The 19,097-nt window shown below is 60.9% G+C and carries 17 protein-coding genes and 1 pseudogene; 9 read left to right on the forward strand and 9 right to left on the reverse strand.

From position 1 onward, the window contains the following. Positions 1–17: 17 nt before the first annotated feature. Positions 18–1,337: a Na+/H+ antiporter family protein gene (locus tag HKK54_RS31790; protein WP_169389406.1), complete on the reverse strand. Its 1,320-nt coding sequence runs from the start codon at positions 1,335–1,337 to the stop codon at positions 18–20. Between the two features lie 1,395 nt (positions 1,338–2,732). Here HKK54_RS31790 and HKK54_RS34105 point away from each other — a divergent pair. Then, positions 2,733–2,879: pseudogene (locus HKK54_RS34105) on the forward strand (HAMP domain-containing protein); the annotation flags it as partial. 102 nt (positions 2,880–2,981) lie between these two features. Then, positions 2,982–3,737 carry a methyl-accepting chemotaxis protein gene (locus HKK54_RS34110; protein WP_442962347.1) on the forward strand — a complete coding sequence of 252 codons (756 nt, stop codon included), beginning with the start codon at positions 2,982–2,984 and terminating at the stop codon, positions 3,735–3,737. Positions 3,738–3,779: 42 nt separating this feature from the next. On the opposite strand, the gene HKK54_RS31800 is transcribed toward HKK54_RS34110, so the two are convergent. The 4 genes from HKK54_RS31800 to HKK54_RS31815 are packed head-to-tail and all read right to left on the reverse strand — an operon-like array spanning position 3,780 to position 6,392. Then, on the reverse strand, positions 3,780–5,096 hold the full coding sequence (locus HKK54_RS31800) for a sensor histidine kinase (RefSeq protein ID WP_010172779.1): 1,317 nt from the start codon (positions 5,094–5,096) through the stop codon (positions 3,780–3,782). Further along, on the reverse strand, positions 5,093–5,761 hold the full coding sequence (locus tag HKK54_RS31805; RefSeq protein ID WP_017476155.1) for a response regulator transcription factor: 669 nt from the start codon (positions 5,759–5,761) through the stop codon (positions 5,093–5,095). The genes HKK54_RS31800 and HKK54_RS31805 overlap by 4 nt, the downstream gene beginning before the upstream one ends. Further along, positions 5,761–6,084, reverse strand: coding sequence for a PepSY domain-containing protein (locus HKK54_RS31810; RefSeq protein WP_010172783.1), 324 nt, complete (start codon positions 6,082–6,084; stop codon positions 5,761–5,763). The genes HKK54_RS31805 and HKK54_RS31810 overlap by 1 nt, the downstream gene beginning before the upstream one ends. Next, positions 6,084–6,392, reverse strand: coding sequence for a PepSY domain-containing protein (locus tag HKK54_RS31815; protein ID WP_008432789.1), 309 nt, complete (start codon positions 6,390–6,392; stop codon positions 6,084–6,086). Before HKK54_RS31815 ends, HKK54_RS31810 begins: the two co-directional genes overlap by 1 nt. A gap of 159 nt (positions 6,393–6,551) precedes the next feature. On the opposite strand from HKK54_RS31815, the gene HKK54_RS31820 reads away from it, so the two are divergent. The 7 genes from HKK54_RS31820 to codA all read left to right on the forward strand — a co-directional run bounded on the left by HKK54_RS31820 (position 6,552) and on the right by codA (position 13,175). Then, the gene (locus HKK54_RS31820; RefSeq protein ID WP_010172787.1) at positions 6,552–7,631 is read left to right on the forward strand and encodes a hypothetical protein; all 1,080 of its coding nucleotides are present in this window, start codon (positions 6,552–6,554) and stop codon (positions 7,629–7,631) included. 77 nt (positions 7,632–7,708) lie between these two features. Beyond that, positions 7,709–8,065, forward strand: a complete 357-nt coding sequence (queD, locus tag HKK54_RS31825) for a 6-carboxytetrahydropterin synthase QueD (RefSeq protein ID WP_003190259.1) — start codon at positions 7,709–7,711, stop codon at positions 8,063–8,065. A 75-nt stretch (positions 8,066–8,140) separates the two neighbouring features. Further along, positions 8,141–8,593 (forward strand): GNAT family N-acetyltransferase, encoded by a 453-nt coding sequence (locus HKK54_RS31830; RefSeq protein WP_169389037.1) that lies wholly within the window; start codon positions 8,141–8,143, stop codon positions 8,591–8,593. Positions 8,594–8,603: 10 nt separating this feature from the next. Next, on the forward strand, positions 8,604–9,227 hold the full coding sequence (locus tag HKK54_RS31835) for an NUDIX hydrolase (protein WP_169389038.1): 624 nt from the start codon (positions 8,604–8,606) through the stop codon (positions 9,225–9,227). 202 nt (positions 9,228–9,429) lie between these two features. After that, positions 9,430–10,698, forward strand: a complete 1,269-nt coding sequence (codB, locus tag HKK54_RS31840; RefSeq protein ID WP_010172800.1) for a cytosine permease — start codon at positions 9,430–9,432, stop codon at positions 10,696–10,698. Further along, entirely contained in the window at positions 10,695–11,912 is a 1,218-nt protein-coding gene (locus HKK54_RS31845; RefSeq protein ID WP_010172802.1) for a PucR family transcriptional regulator, read from the forward strand. Before codB ends, HKK54_RS31845 begins: the two co-directional genes overlap by 4 nt. Positions 11,913–11,939: 27 nt before the next feature. Continuing rightward, on the forward strand, positions 11,940–13,175 hold the full coding sequence (gene codA / locus HKK54_RS31850) for a cytosine deaminase (protein ID WP_169389039.1): 1,236 nt from the start codon (positions 11,940–11,942) through the stop codon (positions 13,173–13,175). Positions 13,176–13,177: 2 nt separating this feature from the next. Here the strand turns inward: codA and HKK54_RS31855 are convergent, their stop codons facing one another. From HKK54_RS31855 to tssI, 4 genes are read right to left on the reverse strand one after another with little or no spacing between them, the layout of a single operon-like run. Continuing rightward, a complete protein-coding gene (locus tag HKK54_RS31855; protein ID WP_169389040.1) occupies positions 13,178–15,328 on the reverse strand; it encodes a lipase family protein in 2,151 nt (716 codons plus the stop codon). 12 nt (positions 15,329–15,340) lie between these two features. Next, positions 15,341–16,135 (reverse strand): hypothetical protein, encoded by a 795-nt coding sequence (locus tag HKK54_RS31860; RefSeq protein ID WP_169389041.1) that lies wholly within the window; start codon positions 16,133–16,135, stop codon positions 15,341–15,343. Beyond that, on the reverse strand, positions 16,128–16,970 hold the full coding sequence (locus tag HKK54_RS31865; protein WP_169389042.1) for a DUF4123 domain-containing protein: 843 nt from the start codon (positions 16,968–16,970) through the stop codon (positions 16,128–16,130). Before HKK54_RS31865 ends, HKK54_RS31860 begins: the two co-directional genes overlap by 8 nt. After that, the gene (tssI, locus tag HKK54_RS31870; RefSeq protein WP_169389043.1) at positions 16,970–19,012 is read right to left on the reverse strand and encodes a type VI secretion system tip protein TssI/VgrG; all 2,043 of its coding nucleotides are present in this window, start codon (positions 19,010–19,012) and stop codon (positions 16,970–16,972) included. The genes HKK54_RS31865 and tssI overlap by 1 nt, the downstream gene beginning before the upstream one ends. Between the last annotated feature and the right edge of the window lie 85 nt (positions 19,013–19,097).

The raw sequence follows: 19,097 nt of genomic DNA on the forward strand, positions 1-19,097 counted from the left end.
ATCTGTAGGACAATCCCTCAGAGCGTCATCGCGGCAAACCAGCCAAACGCCAGCAGCGGAATGTTGTAGTGCAGGAAGGTCGGGACCACGGTGTCCCAGATATGGTGATGCTGGCCGTCGATGTTCAAACCCGAGGTCGGCCCCAGGGTCGAGTCCGACGCGGGCGAGCCGGCATCGCCCAGTGCACCGGCCGTGCCGACGATGCACACGATGGCCAGCGGGCTGAAGCCCAACTGCACGCACAGCGGCACAAAGATCGCCGCCAGGATCGGCACCGTGGAAAACGACGAGCCGATGCCCATGGTCACCAGTAACCCCACCAGCAGCATCAGCAACGCCCCCACACCGCGGCTGTGGCCGATAAACGCCGCCGAGGCTTGCACGAGGGTCTGCACTTCGCCGGTGGCCTTGAGCACTTCGGCAAAGCCCGACGAGGCGATCATGATGAAGCCGATCATCGCCATCATCTTCATGCCTTCGGTGAACAGGTCATCGGTGTCGCGCCAGCGCACAATGCCCGACACCGAAAAGATCAGGAACCCGGCCAGGGCGCCGATGATCATCGAGTCCAGCCACAGCTGGATAATGAACGCCGCCGCAATCGCCAGGCCGGCCACCAGCAGGGTCAGCGGGTTGTATTGCACGGCCACCTGCTCGACCCGCTCGATCTTCTCAAGGTCGTACACGCGCTTCTTGCGGTAGCTGATAAACACCGCCACCAGCAAGCCCACCACCATGCCCAGCGCCGGAAGCCCCATGGCATGGGTGACGTTGACCTGACTGATGTCGACGCCGCTCTTGGCCACGTTGGCCAGCAGGATCTGATTCAGGAAGATGTTGCCGAAACCCACCGGCAGAAACATGTAGGGCGTGATCAGGCCGAAGGTCATGACGCAGGCGATCAGCCGACGGTCCAGTTGTAGCTTGGTCAGCACGTATAAAAGCGGCGGTACCAACAGCGGGATAAACGCGATGTGGATTGGCAGGATGTTCTGCGAGGCGATGGCCACCACCCAGAGCAAGCCGATCAACAGCCATTTGACGTGGCTGCCGCCTGTGGCTTCCTGACGGTCGACCAGCAGCAAGGCTTTGTCTGCCAACGCGTGAGCCAGGCCGGACTTGGCAATCGCCACCGCGAAAGCGCCGAGCAGCGCGTAAGACAGCGCCACCGTCGCGCCGCCACCCAGGCCACTGTTGAACGCCTTGAGCGTTGCATCGATGCCCAGGCCGCCGGTCAGGCCACCCACCAGTGCACCGACAATGATCGCGATCACCACATGCACGCGGGACAGGCTGAGCACCAGCATGGTGCCGACCGCGGCGATTACTGCATTAATCATCGTTACCTCAAGACAGAAAACTTAAAAAAAAGCACGCGCCTGCCCGGGCTGCTGTCGGGGACAGCTGCCGCAAATCAGGTTTTAAAGGAGTTTTATTAGAGGGCGCGCACTTTGCAGCAGGCAGGCAAGCATGTCAAAGCCCCTCACCCCACAAACAGCTTTTAAATTGAACGTTTGAATAAAGAAAAATCCTGACCGGCCGATACAGGCAGATCGTCTCTGTCGTATCGAAAGGTTAAGGAAGGCTCCATGTCGCTCAGACAGCTGTCCATTCAATGGAAAATTACCCTGCTGGCCGGTCTCTGCCTGTTAGGCATCGTGACCTTGCTGGTGGGTCTGTCGCTGTACCGCATGGCGCAGAGTTCCGATCTGGTGAAGGCCTCCAGCATGGAAATGCTCGACGAAGCCGCCCAGGCCCGCATCGAAGCCCAGGGTGAAGTCCAGGCCTTGGGGATTCGCCAGCAGTTCATGGACGCCTATCAATACGGCCACGGCTTTTCCCGGCAGGTGCTGTTCCTGCGCGAACAGGCCGAGAAACGCTTCCTGGATGCCTTCGACCTGCGCGAAGACCTGACTCGCCAGGTCAAAGCCGCGCTGCAAGCCAACCCGGACCTGCTGGGCCTGTCCCTGGTGTTCGAAGCCAACGCACTGGATGGCAAGGACGAGTTGTTCGCCAACCAGCCAGAGCTGGGCAGCAACGACAAGGGCCGCTTTGCGCTGTACTGGTCCCAGCCGACCGCAGGCAAGCTGACCTCAATGTCGCTGCCCGAAAGCGACATGTCCGACACCAGCATCGGACCCAGCGGCGAAAAAGCCAACGCTTGGTTCACGTGCCCGCGCACCACCCTCAAACCCTGCGTGATCGAGCCGTACTTCTATGTCATCGACGGGCAAAAGGTGCTGATGACCAGCATCGTCTTCCCGCTGATGGTCAACGGCAAAGTCATCGCGTCGCTGTCGGTAGACATCAACCTCAACAGCCTGCAGGCGGTCAGCCAGGGCGCCAGCCAGAAACTCTACGACGGCCAGACCAGCGTCAGCATCATCAGCCCGGTGGGCCTGCTGGCCGGATACAGTCCGGACGCTGGCAAACTCAGCCAGCGCCTGGACACCGTCGACACTGCCAACGGCGCGCAGTTGATCAGTTCGCTGGCGAGCAGTACCCAGACCCGCAGTGTGCGCACCGACCATCAACTCAAGGTGCTGGCACCGTTCCAGCCAATCCCTGACGGCAAACCGTGGGGCGTTCTGCTGGATGTGCCGGAAAAAGTCCTGGTCGCGCCGGCCGAAGCCCTGAAGGTCAAACTGGACGCCGACAACGCCAAAGGCACCTTGCTGGAACTGAGCCTGGGCCTGTTGGCCGCGATCGTTGGCCTGTTGCTGGTGTGGCTGATGGCCCGCAGCGTGACGCGTCCGATCCTCGGCGTAGCCCGCATGCTGGAAGACATTGCCAGCGGCGAAGGCGACCTGACCCGCCGGCTGGCCTACGACAAGCACGACGAACTCGGTGAGTTGGCAGGCTGGTTCAACCGTTTCCTCGACAAGCTGCAACCGATCATTGCCCAGGTCAAACGCTCGGTGCAGGACGCCCGTGGCACCGCCGACCAGTCGGCCGCCATTGCCACCGAAACCAGCGCCGGCATGGAGCAGCAATACCGCCAGGTCGACCAGGTAGCCACCGCCTCCCACGAAATGAGCGCCACCGCCCAGGACGTCGCCCGCAGTGCAGCCCAAGCGGCCCAAGCCGCCCGCGATGCCGATCAGGCCACCCGCGAAGGCTTGACCGTGATCGACCGCACCACCACCAGCATCGGTCATCTGGCGGCCGATATGAGCACTGCGATGACCCAGGTTGAAGGGTTGGCGGCCAATAGCGAGAAGATCGGATCGGTGCTGGAAGTGATTCGTGCGATTGCCGAGCAGACCAACCTGCTGGCGTTGAACGCCGCCATCGAAGCCGCCCGCGCCGGTGAGGCCGGGCGCGGTTTTGCGGTGGTCGCCGACGAAGTGCGCAACCTGGCACGGCGTACCCAGGAATCGGTGGAGGAAACCCGCCTGGTGATCGAGCAATTGCAAAGCGGCACCCAGGACGTGGTCGGTTCCATGAGCAACAGCCACCGACAGGCCCAGGGCAGCGTCGAACAGGTGGGCCAGGCGGTGACCGCTCTGCGCCAGATCGGCGATGCGGTGACGGTGATCAGCGACATGAACCTGCAGATCGCCAGCGCCGCCGAAGAGCAAAGCGCGGTGGCCGAGGAGATCAACAACAATGTGGCGACGATCCGGGATGTGACGGAGTCGTTGTCCGAGCAGGCGAATGAGTCGGCGCGGGTCAGTCAGGCGTTGAACAGCCTGGCGAACCAGCAGCAGGGGCTGATGGATCAGTTCAGGGTTTGATGATACGCCGGAGGTGAAGGAACCCGTTCCTTCACCTCCCGTTTAGTGGCGGCGTGGCAGATCGATTACTACCTTCAGCCCGCCCAGCTCGCTTTCCTGCAACAGCAGCACCCCGCCCCACACGTCGACAATATCCCGCACGATCCCCAGCCCCAAGCCATGGCCGTCAGTCTGCTCATCCAGCCGGGTGCCTCGGCTGAACACCTGGTCACGCTGGCTTTCGGGAATCCCCGGCCCGTCATCCTCCACGGCCAACTGGAAGCCTTCCGGGGTTTCGCTGATGCTCAACACAATCTCGGCATCCGCCCATTTGCAGGCGTTGTCCAGCAGGTTGCCCAACAGTTCCAGCAAGTCCTCGCGGTCCCACGGCAACTGCAAGCCTGGGCGTGCGCGGTAACTCAAATCCAGATGCTCGCCATGGATCATGTTCAAGGTCGCCAGCAACCCCGGCAATTCTCCATCGCAGTCAAACAAGGCACCGGGCAGCGTCTCGCCGGCCAAACGGGCACGATTGAGTTCGCGGTTAAGTCGTTGCTGCACCTGCTCCAACTGTTCGCGCAGCAGCTTGCTGAGCTGTGGATGGTCCTTGAGCTGCTCGCTGGACGCCACACTCAGCAATACCGCCAACGGGGTTTTCAAGGCATGGCCGAGGTTGCCCAGGGCGTTGCGTGAGCGTTTGAGGCTGTCTTCGGTGTGGGCCAGCAAATGGTTGATCTGCGCCACCAGCGGTTCCAGTTCCACCGGTACCTGGGTGTCCAGTTGCGAGCGCTGGCCTTGTTGCAGTTGGGCGATCTGGTTGCGCGCGGTCTCCAGCGGGCGTAACGCGCGGCGCACGGTGACGCGTTGCAGAATCAGGATCAGCAACAGCGCTGCCAGCCCGAGCACCAGGCCAATCTGGCGCATGAGGCGAAAGCTTTCCCTGACCGGGGTGTAGTCCTGGGCCACGCTGATGGAAATCGATTGGCCGAAGCGCTTGTAGTCGGAACGCAACACCAGCAGTTGCTGGCCTTCCGGGCCCAATTGCAGGTTGCCCTTGAGCCCGGCCTGGGGCAGTTGCGGCAGTTCCTGGTCCCATAACGAGCGCGAACGCCAGTGAGTGTCACCAAAGTCGATCCGGAAATAGTGCCCGGAAAACGGCCGCTGATAGGCCGGTGACAGCCGCTGTTCATCCAGTTGAACCCCTGTGGGCCCGCGCACCAGCGCCACCAGCAGGTTCTCGCTGTCGTTGCGCAAGCCGGATTCCAGGTACCGTTGCAGGCCCACTTCAAACAGCCACAGGCTGGTCTGCGCCAACACCAGGCCGACGATCACCATCACGCTGATCAATCCCAGGCTCAGGCGCCGCTGGATTGACCTCATGCCGGGCTGGCGCCAAACCGGTAACCCTGGCCGCGCCGGGTCTCGATCACACTGCGGCCCAACTTGCGGCGCAGGTGATTGACGTGGACCTCCAGCACATTGGAATCACGCTCGGTCTCGCCGTCGTACAAGTGTTCGGCCAAGTGGCTTTTTGAAAGGATTTGCTCGGGGTGCAGCATGAAGTAACGCAACAACCGAAACTCGGCGGCGGTCAGCTGGATCTCCTCGCCGTCACGCATCACGCACTGGCGCCCTTCATCCAGGTGCAAGCCGGCGGCCTGCAAGGTGGGCTGATTGGCCTGGCCATGGGAACGGCGCAGCAAGGCCTGGATACGCAGGTGCAGCTCTTCGGGATGAAACGGTTTGCTCAGGTAATCGTCGGCCCCGGCCTTGAGGCCTTCGATGCGCTCGGCCCAGGAGTCGCGGGCCGTGAGGATCAGCACCGGCGTGGCCAGGCCAGCGGCACGCCATTGCGTCAACACCTCAAGCCCGGGCAACCCCGGCAGCCCGAGGTCGAGAATGATCAGGTCATAGGGTTCGCTGCGCCCCTGATACACCGCATCGCGCCCGTCCGCCAGCCAGTCCACGGCATAGCCCTGGCGATTGAGCCCGGCCATCAGCTCATCGGCCAGGGGTACGTGGTCTTCCACCAGGAGCAGGCGCATCAGTCGTCTTCCTTGTCTTTGAGCAGCTGGCCGGTGTTGGCGTCGAGTTCGATCTCGCGCACCACGCCTTCCACCGTCAACAGTTCGATTTCATAGATATAGCGCACAGGACGATCCTTGTGCTCTTCAAGCTCGGCGTCGAGCAACTTGGCGCCCGGGTAACGCTCGAACGCGGGCCCCAGCAGGTGCTCGAGCGGCGCGATCACGCCCTTCTGGCGCAGGCGCAACGCTTCGTCCTGGCCCAGGTCCCGAGCGGCCAGGCTTGAGCAAAATGCCAGGAGCACCAGCGCCACTTGAACGCTGGTGCGTAGATTTACCTTCATTACGTATCCTGATGATCCTTGAGGACGGCCCCGGTGACAGCGTCCAATTCCAGGTCCCACTCAACGCCCTGGGCGTCGCGCAGTTCAACCTGATAAAGGTACTTGCCGTATTCCTCTTCAAGCTCGGTTTCATGCACGGTGGCGCCGGGATGTTTGGCCAGTGCAATGGCATTGAGCTTCTCGAAAGACACAATGGTACCAGCGTCGCGCAACTTCAGTGCCTCGTCCGGCCCCAGGTCGCGAGCCTGGGCGACGCCTGCGGTGAGGGCGATGATACTGCTGGCGATCAAGGCTGTGAGGGTTTTCATGGTGAGTCTCCGTTTCAGGATATTTTGCCTACGGGGCTCACCGTACTGGATCCAACTTAACTGAAACTGAATTGCCACCATGGCAATTCTCTGCGAGACCTTTGCCTGCAACCGGGCAAGATTTTCTATACTGCCCTGCTCGCTGTCGATGAGACCGGTATGACTGCTATCCATATGAAGTTCCCCGCCTTGACCCTCAAGGCCGGTAAACGCGCTTTCGCACGCATTCGCGAACAGGGGCTTGCGCCTGCGGACGTGGGCATACTTCCCGGCGCCGCGGGTGGCCCAAAAGCCCTGGGCATCCAGGGCCTGGACTTGGCGCTGTTCGGTGACTGGCTGCCCCGCGCGCCCCGGGAACGCGCACTGATCGGCGCCTCGATCGGCTCCTGGCGGTTTGCCAGTGCCTGCCTGCCCGACCCGGTGCAAGGCCTGCTCGACCTGGGCCGGCTGTACAACGAACAAACTTTCGCCAAAGGCGTGACGATGGCCGAAGTCAGCCAGAGCTGCGTGCGCATGCTCGATGACCTGCTGGCCGGCCGTGATGCCCGCGTGCTCGACAACCCGAACTATCGGCTGAATATCATGGTGGTCAAAAGCCACGGCCTGCTCGCCGACGATCATCGCGGCCGTCTTGGTTTGGGACTGTCCTCGGTGATCGCCGACAACCTGCGGGGCCGCGCGCGATTGTCCCGGCACTTCGAACGGCTGATCGTCCACGACCCACGCCAGGCGCCACCGCTGCATGCCCTCAAGGATTTCCCCTCGCGCTTCCTCAATCTGGAACTGGGCAACCTGCGCCAGGCGCTGCTGGCGTCCGGCTCGATCCCCATGGTGATGCAAGGCGTGCGTGACCTGCCGGGCGCCGGTGCAGGCACTTACCGCGATGGCGGCCTGCTGGACTACCACCTCGACCTGCCCTATCACGGCGATGACATCGTGCTGTACCCGCACTTCACCGACCGGGTCATCCCCGGCTGGTTCGACAAAGGCTTGCCGTGGCGCCGTGCCAATCAACAGGGCCTGCAGGATGTACTGCTGCTGGCGCCGTCGAAGGAATACCTGGCCCGCCTGCCCCACGGCAAACTGCCAGACCGCAGTGACTTCAAGCGCTTCATGGGCGATGACCCGGGCCGCAACAAGTACTGGCAAACCGCAATGAGCGAAAGCCAGCGGCTGGGGGATGAATTCCTGCAGCTGGCGGATAACGGGCAATTGGGCGAACGCCTGCTGGCTCTCTGATCAAGCGGTATGCGCGGCAAGGGATCAAGCTGTTAAACTCGCCGCCTGCCAGACACCTGACCGAGCTGAAAAATACTGTGGAAATCTTCAAGGAATTTACATTCGAATCCGCCCACCGCCTGCCCCACGTGCCCGAAGGCCACAAGTGCGGGCGCCTGCATGGCCATTCGTTCAAGGTGGCGATCCACCTCAGCGGCGACCTCGACCCGCATACCGGCTGGATCCGTGACTTCTCGGAGATCAAGGCGATTTTCAAGCCGCTCTACGAACGCCTCGACCACAACTACCTCAACGACATCCCGGGCCTTGAGAACCCGACCAGCGAAGTGCTGGCCAAGTGGATCTGGAATGAATTGAAACCGTTGTTGCCGGAACTCAGCGCGATTCGCATCCATGAGACCTGCACCAGTGGCTGCATTTATCGCGGCGAATGAGCCGGTGATGTAGAAAAACCACTGTGGTGAGGGGCTTGTCCCCTCGCCACAAGTGATTTCTGGAGGCCCACAGCGATGCCACCCCTTATCCGCTCCGCCACCGTTGACGATATCGCCGCCATCGAGGCCATCGTCCACGCCGCCTACTCCCCTTATATCGAACGCATCGGGCGCAAGCCGGGGCCGATGCTGGATGATTATCGCCAACAGGTCGCTGCTGCACGGGTGCACGTGTTGGAAAATGCGGGCCAGGTGCACGGCTTTGTCGTACTGATCCATAACGACGAGTACTTGCTGCTGGATAACCTCGCCGTCGATCCCGACACCCAGGGTCTGGGTTACGGGCGCCTATTGCTGGAGTTCACGGAACGCCAGGCCGGGCAAGGTTCCATCCGCCTCTATACCAATGAAGCGATGACTGAAAACATCGTGCTGTACACCCGCAAAGGGTATGTGGAAACCCACCGCGCCGAAGAAAACGGCCTGCGTCGGGTTTACATGAAAAAAGACCTCACCGCCTCTGACTGAAGGAGCTCCCATGGAAAACACCTGGCTGGCCCAGGCCAAGCGCCTGCAAGCATTGGCCTCCACGGGGCTGCACTTCTGCACCGATGACTTCGAGCGCGAGCGCCTTGAGGAAATCGCCCAGATCGCCCACAGCATGCTGGCGCAGTTGGGCGACGTGCCGCTGGAGCGTATCACCGGGCTGGTGCCGGACTTTGCCAAGCGCTATTCGACACCGATGATTGATGTACGGGGTGCGGTGATTGACGGTGACCGGATCCTGTTGGTGCGTGAGTTGACGGATGGTTGCTGGGCGTTGCCCGGGGGCTATGCGGACATTGGTCTGTCGGCGGCTGAAAACATCATCAAGGAAATCCGCGAAGAGGCCGGGCTGACGGTCACCGCGCGGGCGCTGTACAGCGTCACCCACAAGGCCAAGGGCTTGTACCGGCCCGATATCCGGGACTTCTACAAACTCTATTTTCTGTGCGAGCGGGTTGATCACGTGGCGCCGGCAGCCGGTTTCGAAACCACGGAAGTCGGCTTCTTCAGGCTCGATGACCTGCCGCCGCTCTCCCGTGGCCGCACCATTGAAAGCGACCTTGAGGCCGCCTTTGCGTTTCATCGCGGCGAGACCTCCTACACCCTTTTCGATTGAATAACGGGTGATCCAATTTGTATCACCCCTGCACCGCTTTCGCGCTTGATTGGGCAGAAAGACCAATCCCGCCTGCGCGTTCTCCCTGTTTGGCTATAAATACTGTGCAACCTGCACAGTGCTGACCGTGCGCCTGTCACTGCCTGGCAGTTGGCACGACGGGTGCAATAGGCCTGCGTCACTCATTCAGGGAGAAAGGCACATGACGCAGAACGAACCGGGCAATGACTACCCTCTCAGCGAGGTACCCATGCATGCCCGCAAAGGCCTGGCCTCAACCGCCATGGTGCTGTTGGGCTTTACCTTTTTTACCGCCACCATGTTCGCCGGCGGCAAATTGGGAGTGGCCTTCAGCTTCACCCAAATGCTCGGCGTCGTGGCCCTGGGTAACCTGTTGTTGGGTATCTACGCCGCAGGGCTGGGTTACATCGCGTTCAAGAGCGGTTTGAATTCAGTACTCATGGGGCGCTTCTGCTTTGGCGAAGTGGGCAGCAAGCTGAGCGACTTGATCCTCGGCTTCACCCAGATCGGCTGGTACGCCTGGGGCACGGCCACCGCAGCGGTGGTGCTGGGCAAGTACTTCGAGTTGAGCCAAGGCAGCGTCCTCGGGTTGATGGTGCTGTTCGGCATGGTGTTCTGCGCGACGGCCTACGTGGGGTATCGCGGGTTGGAGATTCTGTCCTACATCGCCGTGCCGGCCATGGGCATTTTGCTGTTTCTGTCGATGTGGGTGGCCACCGTCAAGGTCGGCGGGCTCGATGGACTGCTGGCGGTGGTGCCGACCGGCGAGCTGGATCTGTCCACCGCCATCACCCTGGTGTTTGGCACCTTTGTCAGCGGCGCGACCCAGGCCACCAACTGGACGCGGTTCTCACGCTCAGCCAAGGTCGCGGTGCTGGCCAGCCTGATCGGCTTCTTTATCGGCAACGGCCTGATGGTACTGATCGGGGCCTACGGCGCCATCGTCTACCAGCAACCGGACGTAGTCGAAGTGTTGCTGCTGCAAGGTTTTGCCATGGCCGCCATGGCCATGCTGCTCCTGAACATCTGGAGCACCCAGGACAACACCATCTATAACTTCGCCGTCGCCGGCTGCAACCTGCTGCGCACCAAACGCCGCAAAACGGTGACCCTGGCCGGCGCGGTGATCGGTACGCTGCTGGCATTGCTGGGCATGTACGACATGCTCGTGCCCTACCTGATCCTGCTGGGCACGGTGATTCCGCCGATTGGCGGGGTGATCATGGCAGACTTCTTCTATCGCTATCGCGGCCACTACCCGCGCCTGGCCGAGACGCGCCTGCCGGCATTCAACTGGCCTGGGCTGATCGCCTACGCCGTGGGTACGGTTCTGGCCTTTCACTCCCCATGGGTGGCGCCGTTGGTGGGGATTGTGGCTGCGTCACTGACTTACATCGTATTGACCAGCGTGCTACGGGTACGGGCACCTTTGGCTGACGTGCGGGCATGAGCCTGACCATCGCCGATGTGCTGGCCTTGCCCGGGCTGGAGTCGATGTGCCTGCGAGCCGGAGAAGCCGGCCTCGAAAATGCGGTACGTTGGCCCTATGTCGCAGAAAACAGCGGCATCGCCGAATGGGTGCTGGGCGGCGAACTGGTGTTCGTCACCGGCATCAATCACCCACGGGATGAGGCCAACCTGCTGGTGTTGCTGGACGAAGCCTGTCAGCGCCAGGTCGCTGGCCTGGTGATCCTCACGGGGCCGGACTATATCCAGGCAATTCCCCAACGTTTGCTGGAAGCCGCGCAAGAAGCGGGTATGCCGCTGATCGAGCAGCCGTACTCGTTGAAGATGGTGCTGGTGACCCAGGCTATCGGCTCGGCGTTGATCCAGTCGCAACAGTTGGGGCGTTCGCGGCATGATGTATTGGAACGCCTGCTGGCCGGTGATTATCAATCCCTGGATTTGCTGCTGCACCGTGCCGCACAGCTGGGCATGCCGTTGGCCGGGCAGTGGCAGCTTGTCCAGCTGCAACTGGACGGCAGCGATGCATTGTTTGCCCAAGGTGAAGCGCCGGTGGTCGAGGCGCAGCTTGCGCGTCAACACGATGGGATTACCCGTCGTTTGCGCCAGTTTTCTGCACAGCATCCGTCGCGTTTGCCCGTGCTGGGGCGTGCCGGGCAGTGGACAATGCTGATGCCCGCGATGGACGCGAGTGCGGCATTGGCCAACCGCCAGTTGTTGGCGGGCTGGTTGAAAGCGCTGAACCTGCGCCTGGCACCGTTGAAACTGTTTGTCGGCCTGAGTGCCGCCGCGCACCCGCCCGCTCGCCTGGCCCAGGCCGTGGATGAAGCGCGCCAGGCACTGGCGGCTGCGCGGCGGTTCAGTGAGCGCGCAGGGCTGTGTGTCTACGATGAGCTGGGTGTGCTCAAGTTGCTCAGCGGCGTACGTGATCGCGCCCTGCTCGACCAGTTTCTGAACGAACGCCTCGGGCCGCTGTTGCGCCACGACCAGCACCATGGCCCAAGCCTGATGCCAACCCTGGAGGCCTGGTTCCACGAGAATGGTAACCTTGTGGCCGCCGCCCAGCGGCTGGCGGTTCACCGCAACACCCTGACGCACCGCGTCCAGCGCATCGAAGCCCTGTGCGGGCTGACGCTGGATAATTCTTATGATCGCCTGGACATCGGCATCGCGCTGATGATCTGGCGGCTGTCTGCCTGATTGTTTTTTGCCAAGAGGAACTTGCCCATGCACATCATCAACGCCCGCCTGCGCAACCGTGAAGGCCTGCATGATCTGCACCTGGAACACGGCCGGATCGCCAGCATCACCCCACAAGCCACCGCCCCCGTAGCGGGGCCCGACGATCTGGATGCCGCCGGCAACCTGGTGGTGCCGCCCTTCGTCGAACCACACATCCACCTCGACGCCACCCTGACTGCCGGCGAACCGCGCTGGAACATGAGCGGCACACTGTTTGAAGGCATTGAGTGCTGGGGCGAACGCAAGGCCACCATCACCCTGGAAGACACCAAGACCCGCGCCAGGAAAACCATCCAGACCCTGGCGGCCCATGGCATCCAGCACGTGCGCACCCACGTCGACGTCACCGACCCGGACCTCACCGCGCTCAAGGCCATGCTCGAAGTGCGCGAGGAAAGCACCCACCTGATCGACCTGCAAATCGTCGCGTTCCCCCAGGAAGGAATCGAGTCCTACCGCAATGGCCGCGAGCTGATGGAAGAAGCCATCCGTTTGGGCGCCGACGTGATCGGCGGTATCCCGCACTTTGAATACACCCGCGACCAAGGGGTGAGTTCGGTGAAATTCCTGATGGACCTGGCCGAGCGCACCGGTTGCCTGGTGGACGTGCACTGCGACGAAACCGACGACCCCCATTCGCGCTTTCTCGAAGTGCTGGCCGAAGAAGCCCGCAGCCGCGACATGGGTGCCCGCGTGACCGCCAGCCACACCACGGCCATGGGCTCTTACGACAATGCCTACTGCGCCAAACTCTTCCGCCTGCTGGGGCATTCGGGCATCAGCTTTGTCTCCTGCCCCACCGAAAGCATTCACTTGCAGGGCCGCTTCGACACCTTCCCGAAACGCCGGGGCGTGACCCGGGTGAACGAACTGCTGGAGGCCGGCATGAACGTGTGCTTCGGCCAGGACTCCATCGTCGACCCTTGGTACCCCCTGGGTAACGGCAACATCCTGCGGGTGCTGGAAGCCGGGTTGCATATCTGCCACATGCTTGGCTATCGCAACCTGCAAAGCGCACTGGACCTGGTCACCGACAACAGCGCCAAGGCCATGGCCCTGGGAGATCGTTACGGCCTGGAACCGGGACGTCCGGCGAACCTGTTGATCCTGTCGGCGGACAGCGACTATGAAGTGATTCGCAGCCAGGGATTGCCGTTGTATTCGATTCGGGGAGGCAAGGTACTGATGAAGCGCCGGCCTGCGCAGGTGGAGTTTTTGTAGGCTCATGTGATTGAGTCGATATCGAGGGTCTGCGGCTTTCCCCAGCCGTCATCCGGTGGTGGCGGGATACTCGCCACCTGGTTGAGTTCGCGGTTTTTCGGGTGGGTGAACCAGCGTTTCAGGCTGGTTTGCAGGGTTGGGGATGAGGCGTGGCTGCCGTAGACGTCGCGGGCCTGGAGGCGGCGCCAGCGGAGGGTTTCCAAACGGTCGCGACTGTCTTTCAGCCGATCGATTTCCTGACTCAAGGGCTCGTGGTGTTCGTAGCCACGCTGGTTGGCTGGACGGTGCAGATCCAGTTTTTTTCGCTGCTCCCGCAACTGGTGCTGCATGGTGAACAGGGCGTTGTCGATCAGTTCAAATTCACGGGAAGTCACGAGGGTGCCATGGGTATCGAGGGTTTGCTGCCAACGGCGCAACGTGGCCCAAGCAGCGGGGATGTAGCCGACGACCATGGAGTGATGACCATTCTGAACAAGCTGTTTGATCAGGTTGGCGCGATCCGGCATATCGCCATTGAGCCGCAATGCGCGCTTGCAAGCTGCGTCCTCAATGGATTCACAGCCGGGGGTCCACAAGACGGAGGACTGTGTACCATCCGGTAGCAGAATCGGCATGAAGTGCTGCTGCGCGCCGTGGTGCTGGTAAGGGTTGCCGGTCAGGCGTACCAAGCCCAGGGCAAACAGCAGGCCCCCGGGTGCAGGGTTGCTGAACAGCACCACGGCGCCAGGTATCCAGATTTTGGCGGTGGTGTTCATCCAGGGTGCAGGGACACTCGGGACAGGGTCGTTGTGGTTGACTATGCGGTGATGCACCAGAGCCGAGGCCCCGTCGGTGAATTCGGAGTCGCCAGCTCGGGGGGCGCCGTAGGTATAGAGAAGGATGTTGTAGTCACGATCGGGAGTTCGCCGCAGTCCTTCAGCCAACAGCAGTGCTATGGCTCCGCCCAGGCTGTGGCCACAGATTAAGACGCGCTGCCCCACATAAAACTGATCGAGGTACAGCAGGACAAAATCACGCATAGCTCTATAAGCCTTATAGAACCCTTCATGAGCCTTGCCAAAACCATCACCAAAAGCTACCTGGTGCGCGTTTGCATCCCGCAGTGCATCAGCGCCACCAGCCGTGCCCCGCACGGAAATCAGAATCACCTCATCGTGATGGCTGATAAATGCCTGAGTATCAGTGCCGTGCTTCTGATCATCGAAAAAATGCAGACGCGCCGGGTGTTCCTGAGCCTCCCCCTGTGCCGGGCGATTCTGTTCATACAACTCCGGATCAAAGGGCAAAACCTCAAACCGTTTCGAATAGGGCAAGTCTTCGTACAGTGGATAAAAGCGTTGCACTTGCTCAGCGTCAACTTTCCAAGCTTCTTGGTAACCCGAAAGTTCTTCGGAAAAGAAGCGCCCCACACTGGGACCCAAGGGGAAGCAGACCTGATTTACTGGCTGTGTGCGTGGCTCCTGTCCAAAGTCGCAGTAACTCAAGGTAGCCATCAAGGCCAACTGATACAGATTCAAGGCACAGAACTGGTCGTCGATAGACAACATCGGCCGCAGCGCGCGCAACGGCCGTATCTCCAGCACGGTATGTTGATTGGGAAACAACACAACTCCTGCCAAGGTCGACTGGGACGGCCCAAATCCAAGATCAGCCATCATCTTTAGCGCATGTCGCTGGGGACGAAATATCCTGGGCGCCAAGGGTGGTAAGTGAGCTGCATGCCTGACCAAATCACGCACTTCGACTTGGTAAAACCTGCCGGCCTTTTGCTGAGCGGGGTTTCGCTCGGTACGCTCACCATCAGCCCGGACAAAGCGCGTTTGTTCCGCTCGAACTTGAAGTTCGGTGATGGGTAATGGATAACGGCTGCGTCTCTGTAACGTAGAGTAATAATCGTCGCGCCTTCCATAGGCTGCTTCGAAGATCAGCACCGTAGGACCGAGGTATTGATTCTCCAGCTTTGCAAATCCGTCGCCGTTCAAACGCCCCTTGTATTGCTGGCCTGCACTGTCAAAAACCTCGTATGCAAGACCTCCATAGGCTTTACCATCGCCTGACTCATCCACGAGACAAAAACTCAACCAACATCCGCGTAATGCACAAACTGGCATTTTTTCGCTAAAAAAAGGTTGCTTCCATTCTTCAAGAGGCATGTCTGAATATCCTTATTCGGAACAAGTGGGATATATGTCGCATTCACGCCCATCAGGCATCTTGATGGATTTGAAATCGGTAGTATTCCCGCGACAGAACGCGTATTGATCCTCCAGGCTCTTGCCCATACAGCGTTTCCAACCTTGAGGGAATCGAACCCAGTTATCTCCCATGTAAGGCCGTTCCTCCGTCGTCACTTCCAGGGCCATCCTCAACGTCTTGTCTTTCAACTCATCCCGTTGCGCCGCTCCACCTGCTCTTGCTTTTCGCAGATTCCCTACTGCGTTCAGCGAGTTACACTTGAGTACCTTGCTAATGGCCCGTTTGGGACCGACTGTTCGGAATAACCACTGACATCGTCCAGGCAGTTTTTGAACACCCGACTCAGGCATCCCGGCCATACCTTCTTCCAACCGATCCAGCACATTGATGAATGCGAAATCCCCTCCGATATCCGTCGAGCGCTCTCCCCACTTCGCGTACATATCAAACGTAATGCTGCGCAACACTAACGGACACCCATCCACCGTCTCCGTCAGTGGCACTTCAAAGCTCACCCGATTGGCCACCGGCTTGCCCTCCGTGTCAAAAACCTTGTCCTCCGGCCACTTGCCACGGCGCTTGGGTAAGGTGCAGATCTCACCCGTTGCCGGTCGATAAGCTGCATCACTCTTGAAGCGAAAATTCGCCGGCAAGTCGACTTCCAGGGTGAAACTATCCACTGGTTTCATCGCACAACCGGAAGCAGCCAGCACGCTGCAAACGAATGCCCCTCGACACACGCTCAACATAAATCCCCTACGCATCCTGCTGCTCCCGCTCCACCCGACGCCATTCTTCAACCACCCGATGAAAATGGTCCTCCGCCACTTCCCCCCGCATCGGCTGCCATCGGATAAGTACGTCCCCAGTGGCTTCCACCAACCGCCGCACCACCAAGAACTCCAGCTGTTCCGGCCTCTCCCATTGCCAGGCCCGGGCTTGCTCCAGCACCTGTTCCAGCCAGATTCTCGGGTCCTGAAACTCAGCCAGTTGACTGAGCGCCTCACTGTACGCAGCCAACAGATAACGCAGGATATTGGCCTGCAGAATCGCTCCCGCCTGTGGGTTAGGCACCTCTAGCCACGGCGCAGGATCGGGTACCGGATACACCCCCGGAGCCGGGTTATCGACACAGCACCAACGCTCGCCCTGCCAGTAGCACACGCTGATCAGCGGCCCGAGAAAAACAGGCCGGTCCTGAGCAGGCAGGTGAACCAAGGCCCGCGCCAAGGTACGGTTATCGTGGAAGCGGTACAGCGCCTGGCTGGCCGCCGCCCCCACCACCAACCTGTCGCGCCAATGCCGGGTCACACCCGATAAGTCATCATCAGGCAAGCTGCCCAACCAGCCCCAATTACGCTGAGGGTTTTGCAATAAGCTCACCAGCCCGGGTTCGTTGACATGGTCGAGCACCAGGAGCATCGGCCCATCCGCCGCCATTTCCGATGCGACGGTTTCAACGTAGAGGCTGCGATACTCAGCCACCGAGCGTGTCGCCAGCAGTGCCCCGCGTGCGTCGTTTTCATCCTGTAGAACCAGGCACAGGCGACGCCCCGCCTGCTGCTGTTGAGCCATCCACTGGCCAGGCGAGATATCCATCAAGCCGCCCTCCCCGTGGATTCGCACAAACCTTCGCGGCAGCGCTCGCACACCGGACAGAAGTCCGCATCCAGTCGTCTGGCCAGCTCCATGATTGCGCCTTGGGTAACCGAAACCTTTGGCCCCTCCGCTACAAATACGGGCGAGGCGGTCACGTCACCCGGCCCAACCGGACTTGCTGTACGGGTCCCAGCAGGCACACCGCCCAACGTGATCGGCCGACTGCTGAAAATCCCTCCGGCCTGAATCAGCAAATGCTCACCACCTGCCTTGAAGCTCAACTGCGCACCGGCATCGATCACCAGGTTGGCGCCCGCTTTGAGATGGACCTGTTGCCCTGCTTCGATCACCAGGGTCTGGCCGACATGCGTCTGGCTGTTACCCTGCACGTGCAAGTGATCATCAGCCCCAAGCCGAACCTTGCGGTCGCCGGCGATGCTGCGGTGTTCCTCGTCTCCCAGGGTGGTCGTACTCAAGCCGTGGATGGTTTCCCGACGTTCGCCCACGACCTCCAGCCGGCTGTCGTGGCCTACCTGCTGCTCCAGGTCGCGTTGGGCGCGCAGGTAGATGAGTTCCTGGCCGGTGCGGTCCTCAAGGTGCAGTTCGTTGGCCCCCGTGCCACCCGGCGTGCTGCGGCTACGCAAAACACTGCGGGTCTTGTGTTGTGGCAAGGGGTAAGCCGGCGTATGCAGAGCGTTAGGCAGACAACCATTGATCACGGGTCGGTCCGGATCACCTTCCAGGAAGGTGACCAATACTTCCATGCCCACACGCGGAATCATCACCGCGCCAAAGCGCTCACCTGCCCAACCGGACGCCACCCGCACCCAGCAGCTGCTCTTGTCGTCGCTCTTGTCGAGCCGGTCCCAGTGAAAGCGGATTTTCACCCGCCCGTGGGCGTCGCAATGTATGTCCTCACCCACCGGGCCGGTGACCGTGGCGGTCTGGCTGCCGCTGATGCGCGGTTTGGGATGCTTGAGCGGTGGGCGGTGAATCGCGCGCCAGGGCGTTGCGGTAAATCGATTGCGATAGCCCTGGAACGCTTCGCCATCCACCACGGCCTCCTCCAGCACCTGCGGTTGATAGCCTTCGTGACGCACACTGGTGATCAACCACAAGTCATTGCAAGACAGGTCCGGGTGGCCCCGCAGCGCCAGGAAATGCCCGCTGTGCAAGGCCGGCTGATCACTGCGGCCCAACGCCCGGTGACGGTTTCGCTGATGACGCTCCAGGCCACGCCGGGCCAACTGCGAGCCGCGCAGATGGCCGGTGAATCCCGCAGGGTATTGATAGTCCTCAAGCGCCGGGAAAGCGCCGGCCTGCTCCTGCAGCCGCAGCGACGGGTGTTCAAAGTCGTAGTCACGCCGCACAACCTGAGCACTGCGTGTGGCCAGGCGCACATCAAAACGCTGGATCACCCGTGCGTCGGCAGCAGGGTCAGCGGCCGCACAGTAGTACTGCGCCGGCAAACGTCGAAACACCGTCTGGTCATCGCCAAACACCAGCACGTGGGCCTCCGTACTGTGGCGAAAGTGATAATGGATGCCCTCTTCTTCGCACAAACGCTGGATAAAATGCAGATCGGTTTCTGCGTATTGCACACAGAACCTGCGTGGCGGGTACACCACCGGACCCAGTTCAAAGGCATAGGCATCTGCAAGCATGCCGTGCTGCTCCAGCACCGCCATGATGATTTGCGGCACGCTGCGCTGCTGGAAAATCCGCTGGTCGCAACGATGGGCCAGATGCGCAAGGCGTGGCGCAAGCGTGAGGTGATAGCAGGTCAGTCGCCGGCCAGGGTCTTCCCGGCCGATGGCATGGATTTGCCCGTGAAGGCCTTCCCCCGCCTCACCAAAATCCAGATAGGCCGGTTGGTGAAGCAGCGCCTCAAGATCCAGGCTGGGGTTTTCACTGACCCACTGCAATTCAATGAAAAAAGGTTGATCAATCGTTTCGCTGCCTTTAAAAGCCAGCACCTGAAACGCCTGGTTTATTCCTGCAACAATCAGTTTGAAGCGTGACGAAACAAGCGTATCGAACATCCGTTGTTACCCGCCATTCATTGTCGAACTGAAATAACTCCCCGCGTAAAACGAAGATAGAGCCACTCAATTCGAAGCCGATAAA

The organism is Pseudomonas sp. ADAK13 (genome assembly GCF_012935715.1).
Lineage (GTDB): Bacteria > Pseudomonadota > Gammaproteobacteria > Pseudomonadales > Pseudomonadaceae > Aquipseudomonas.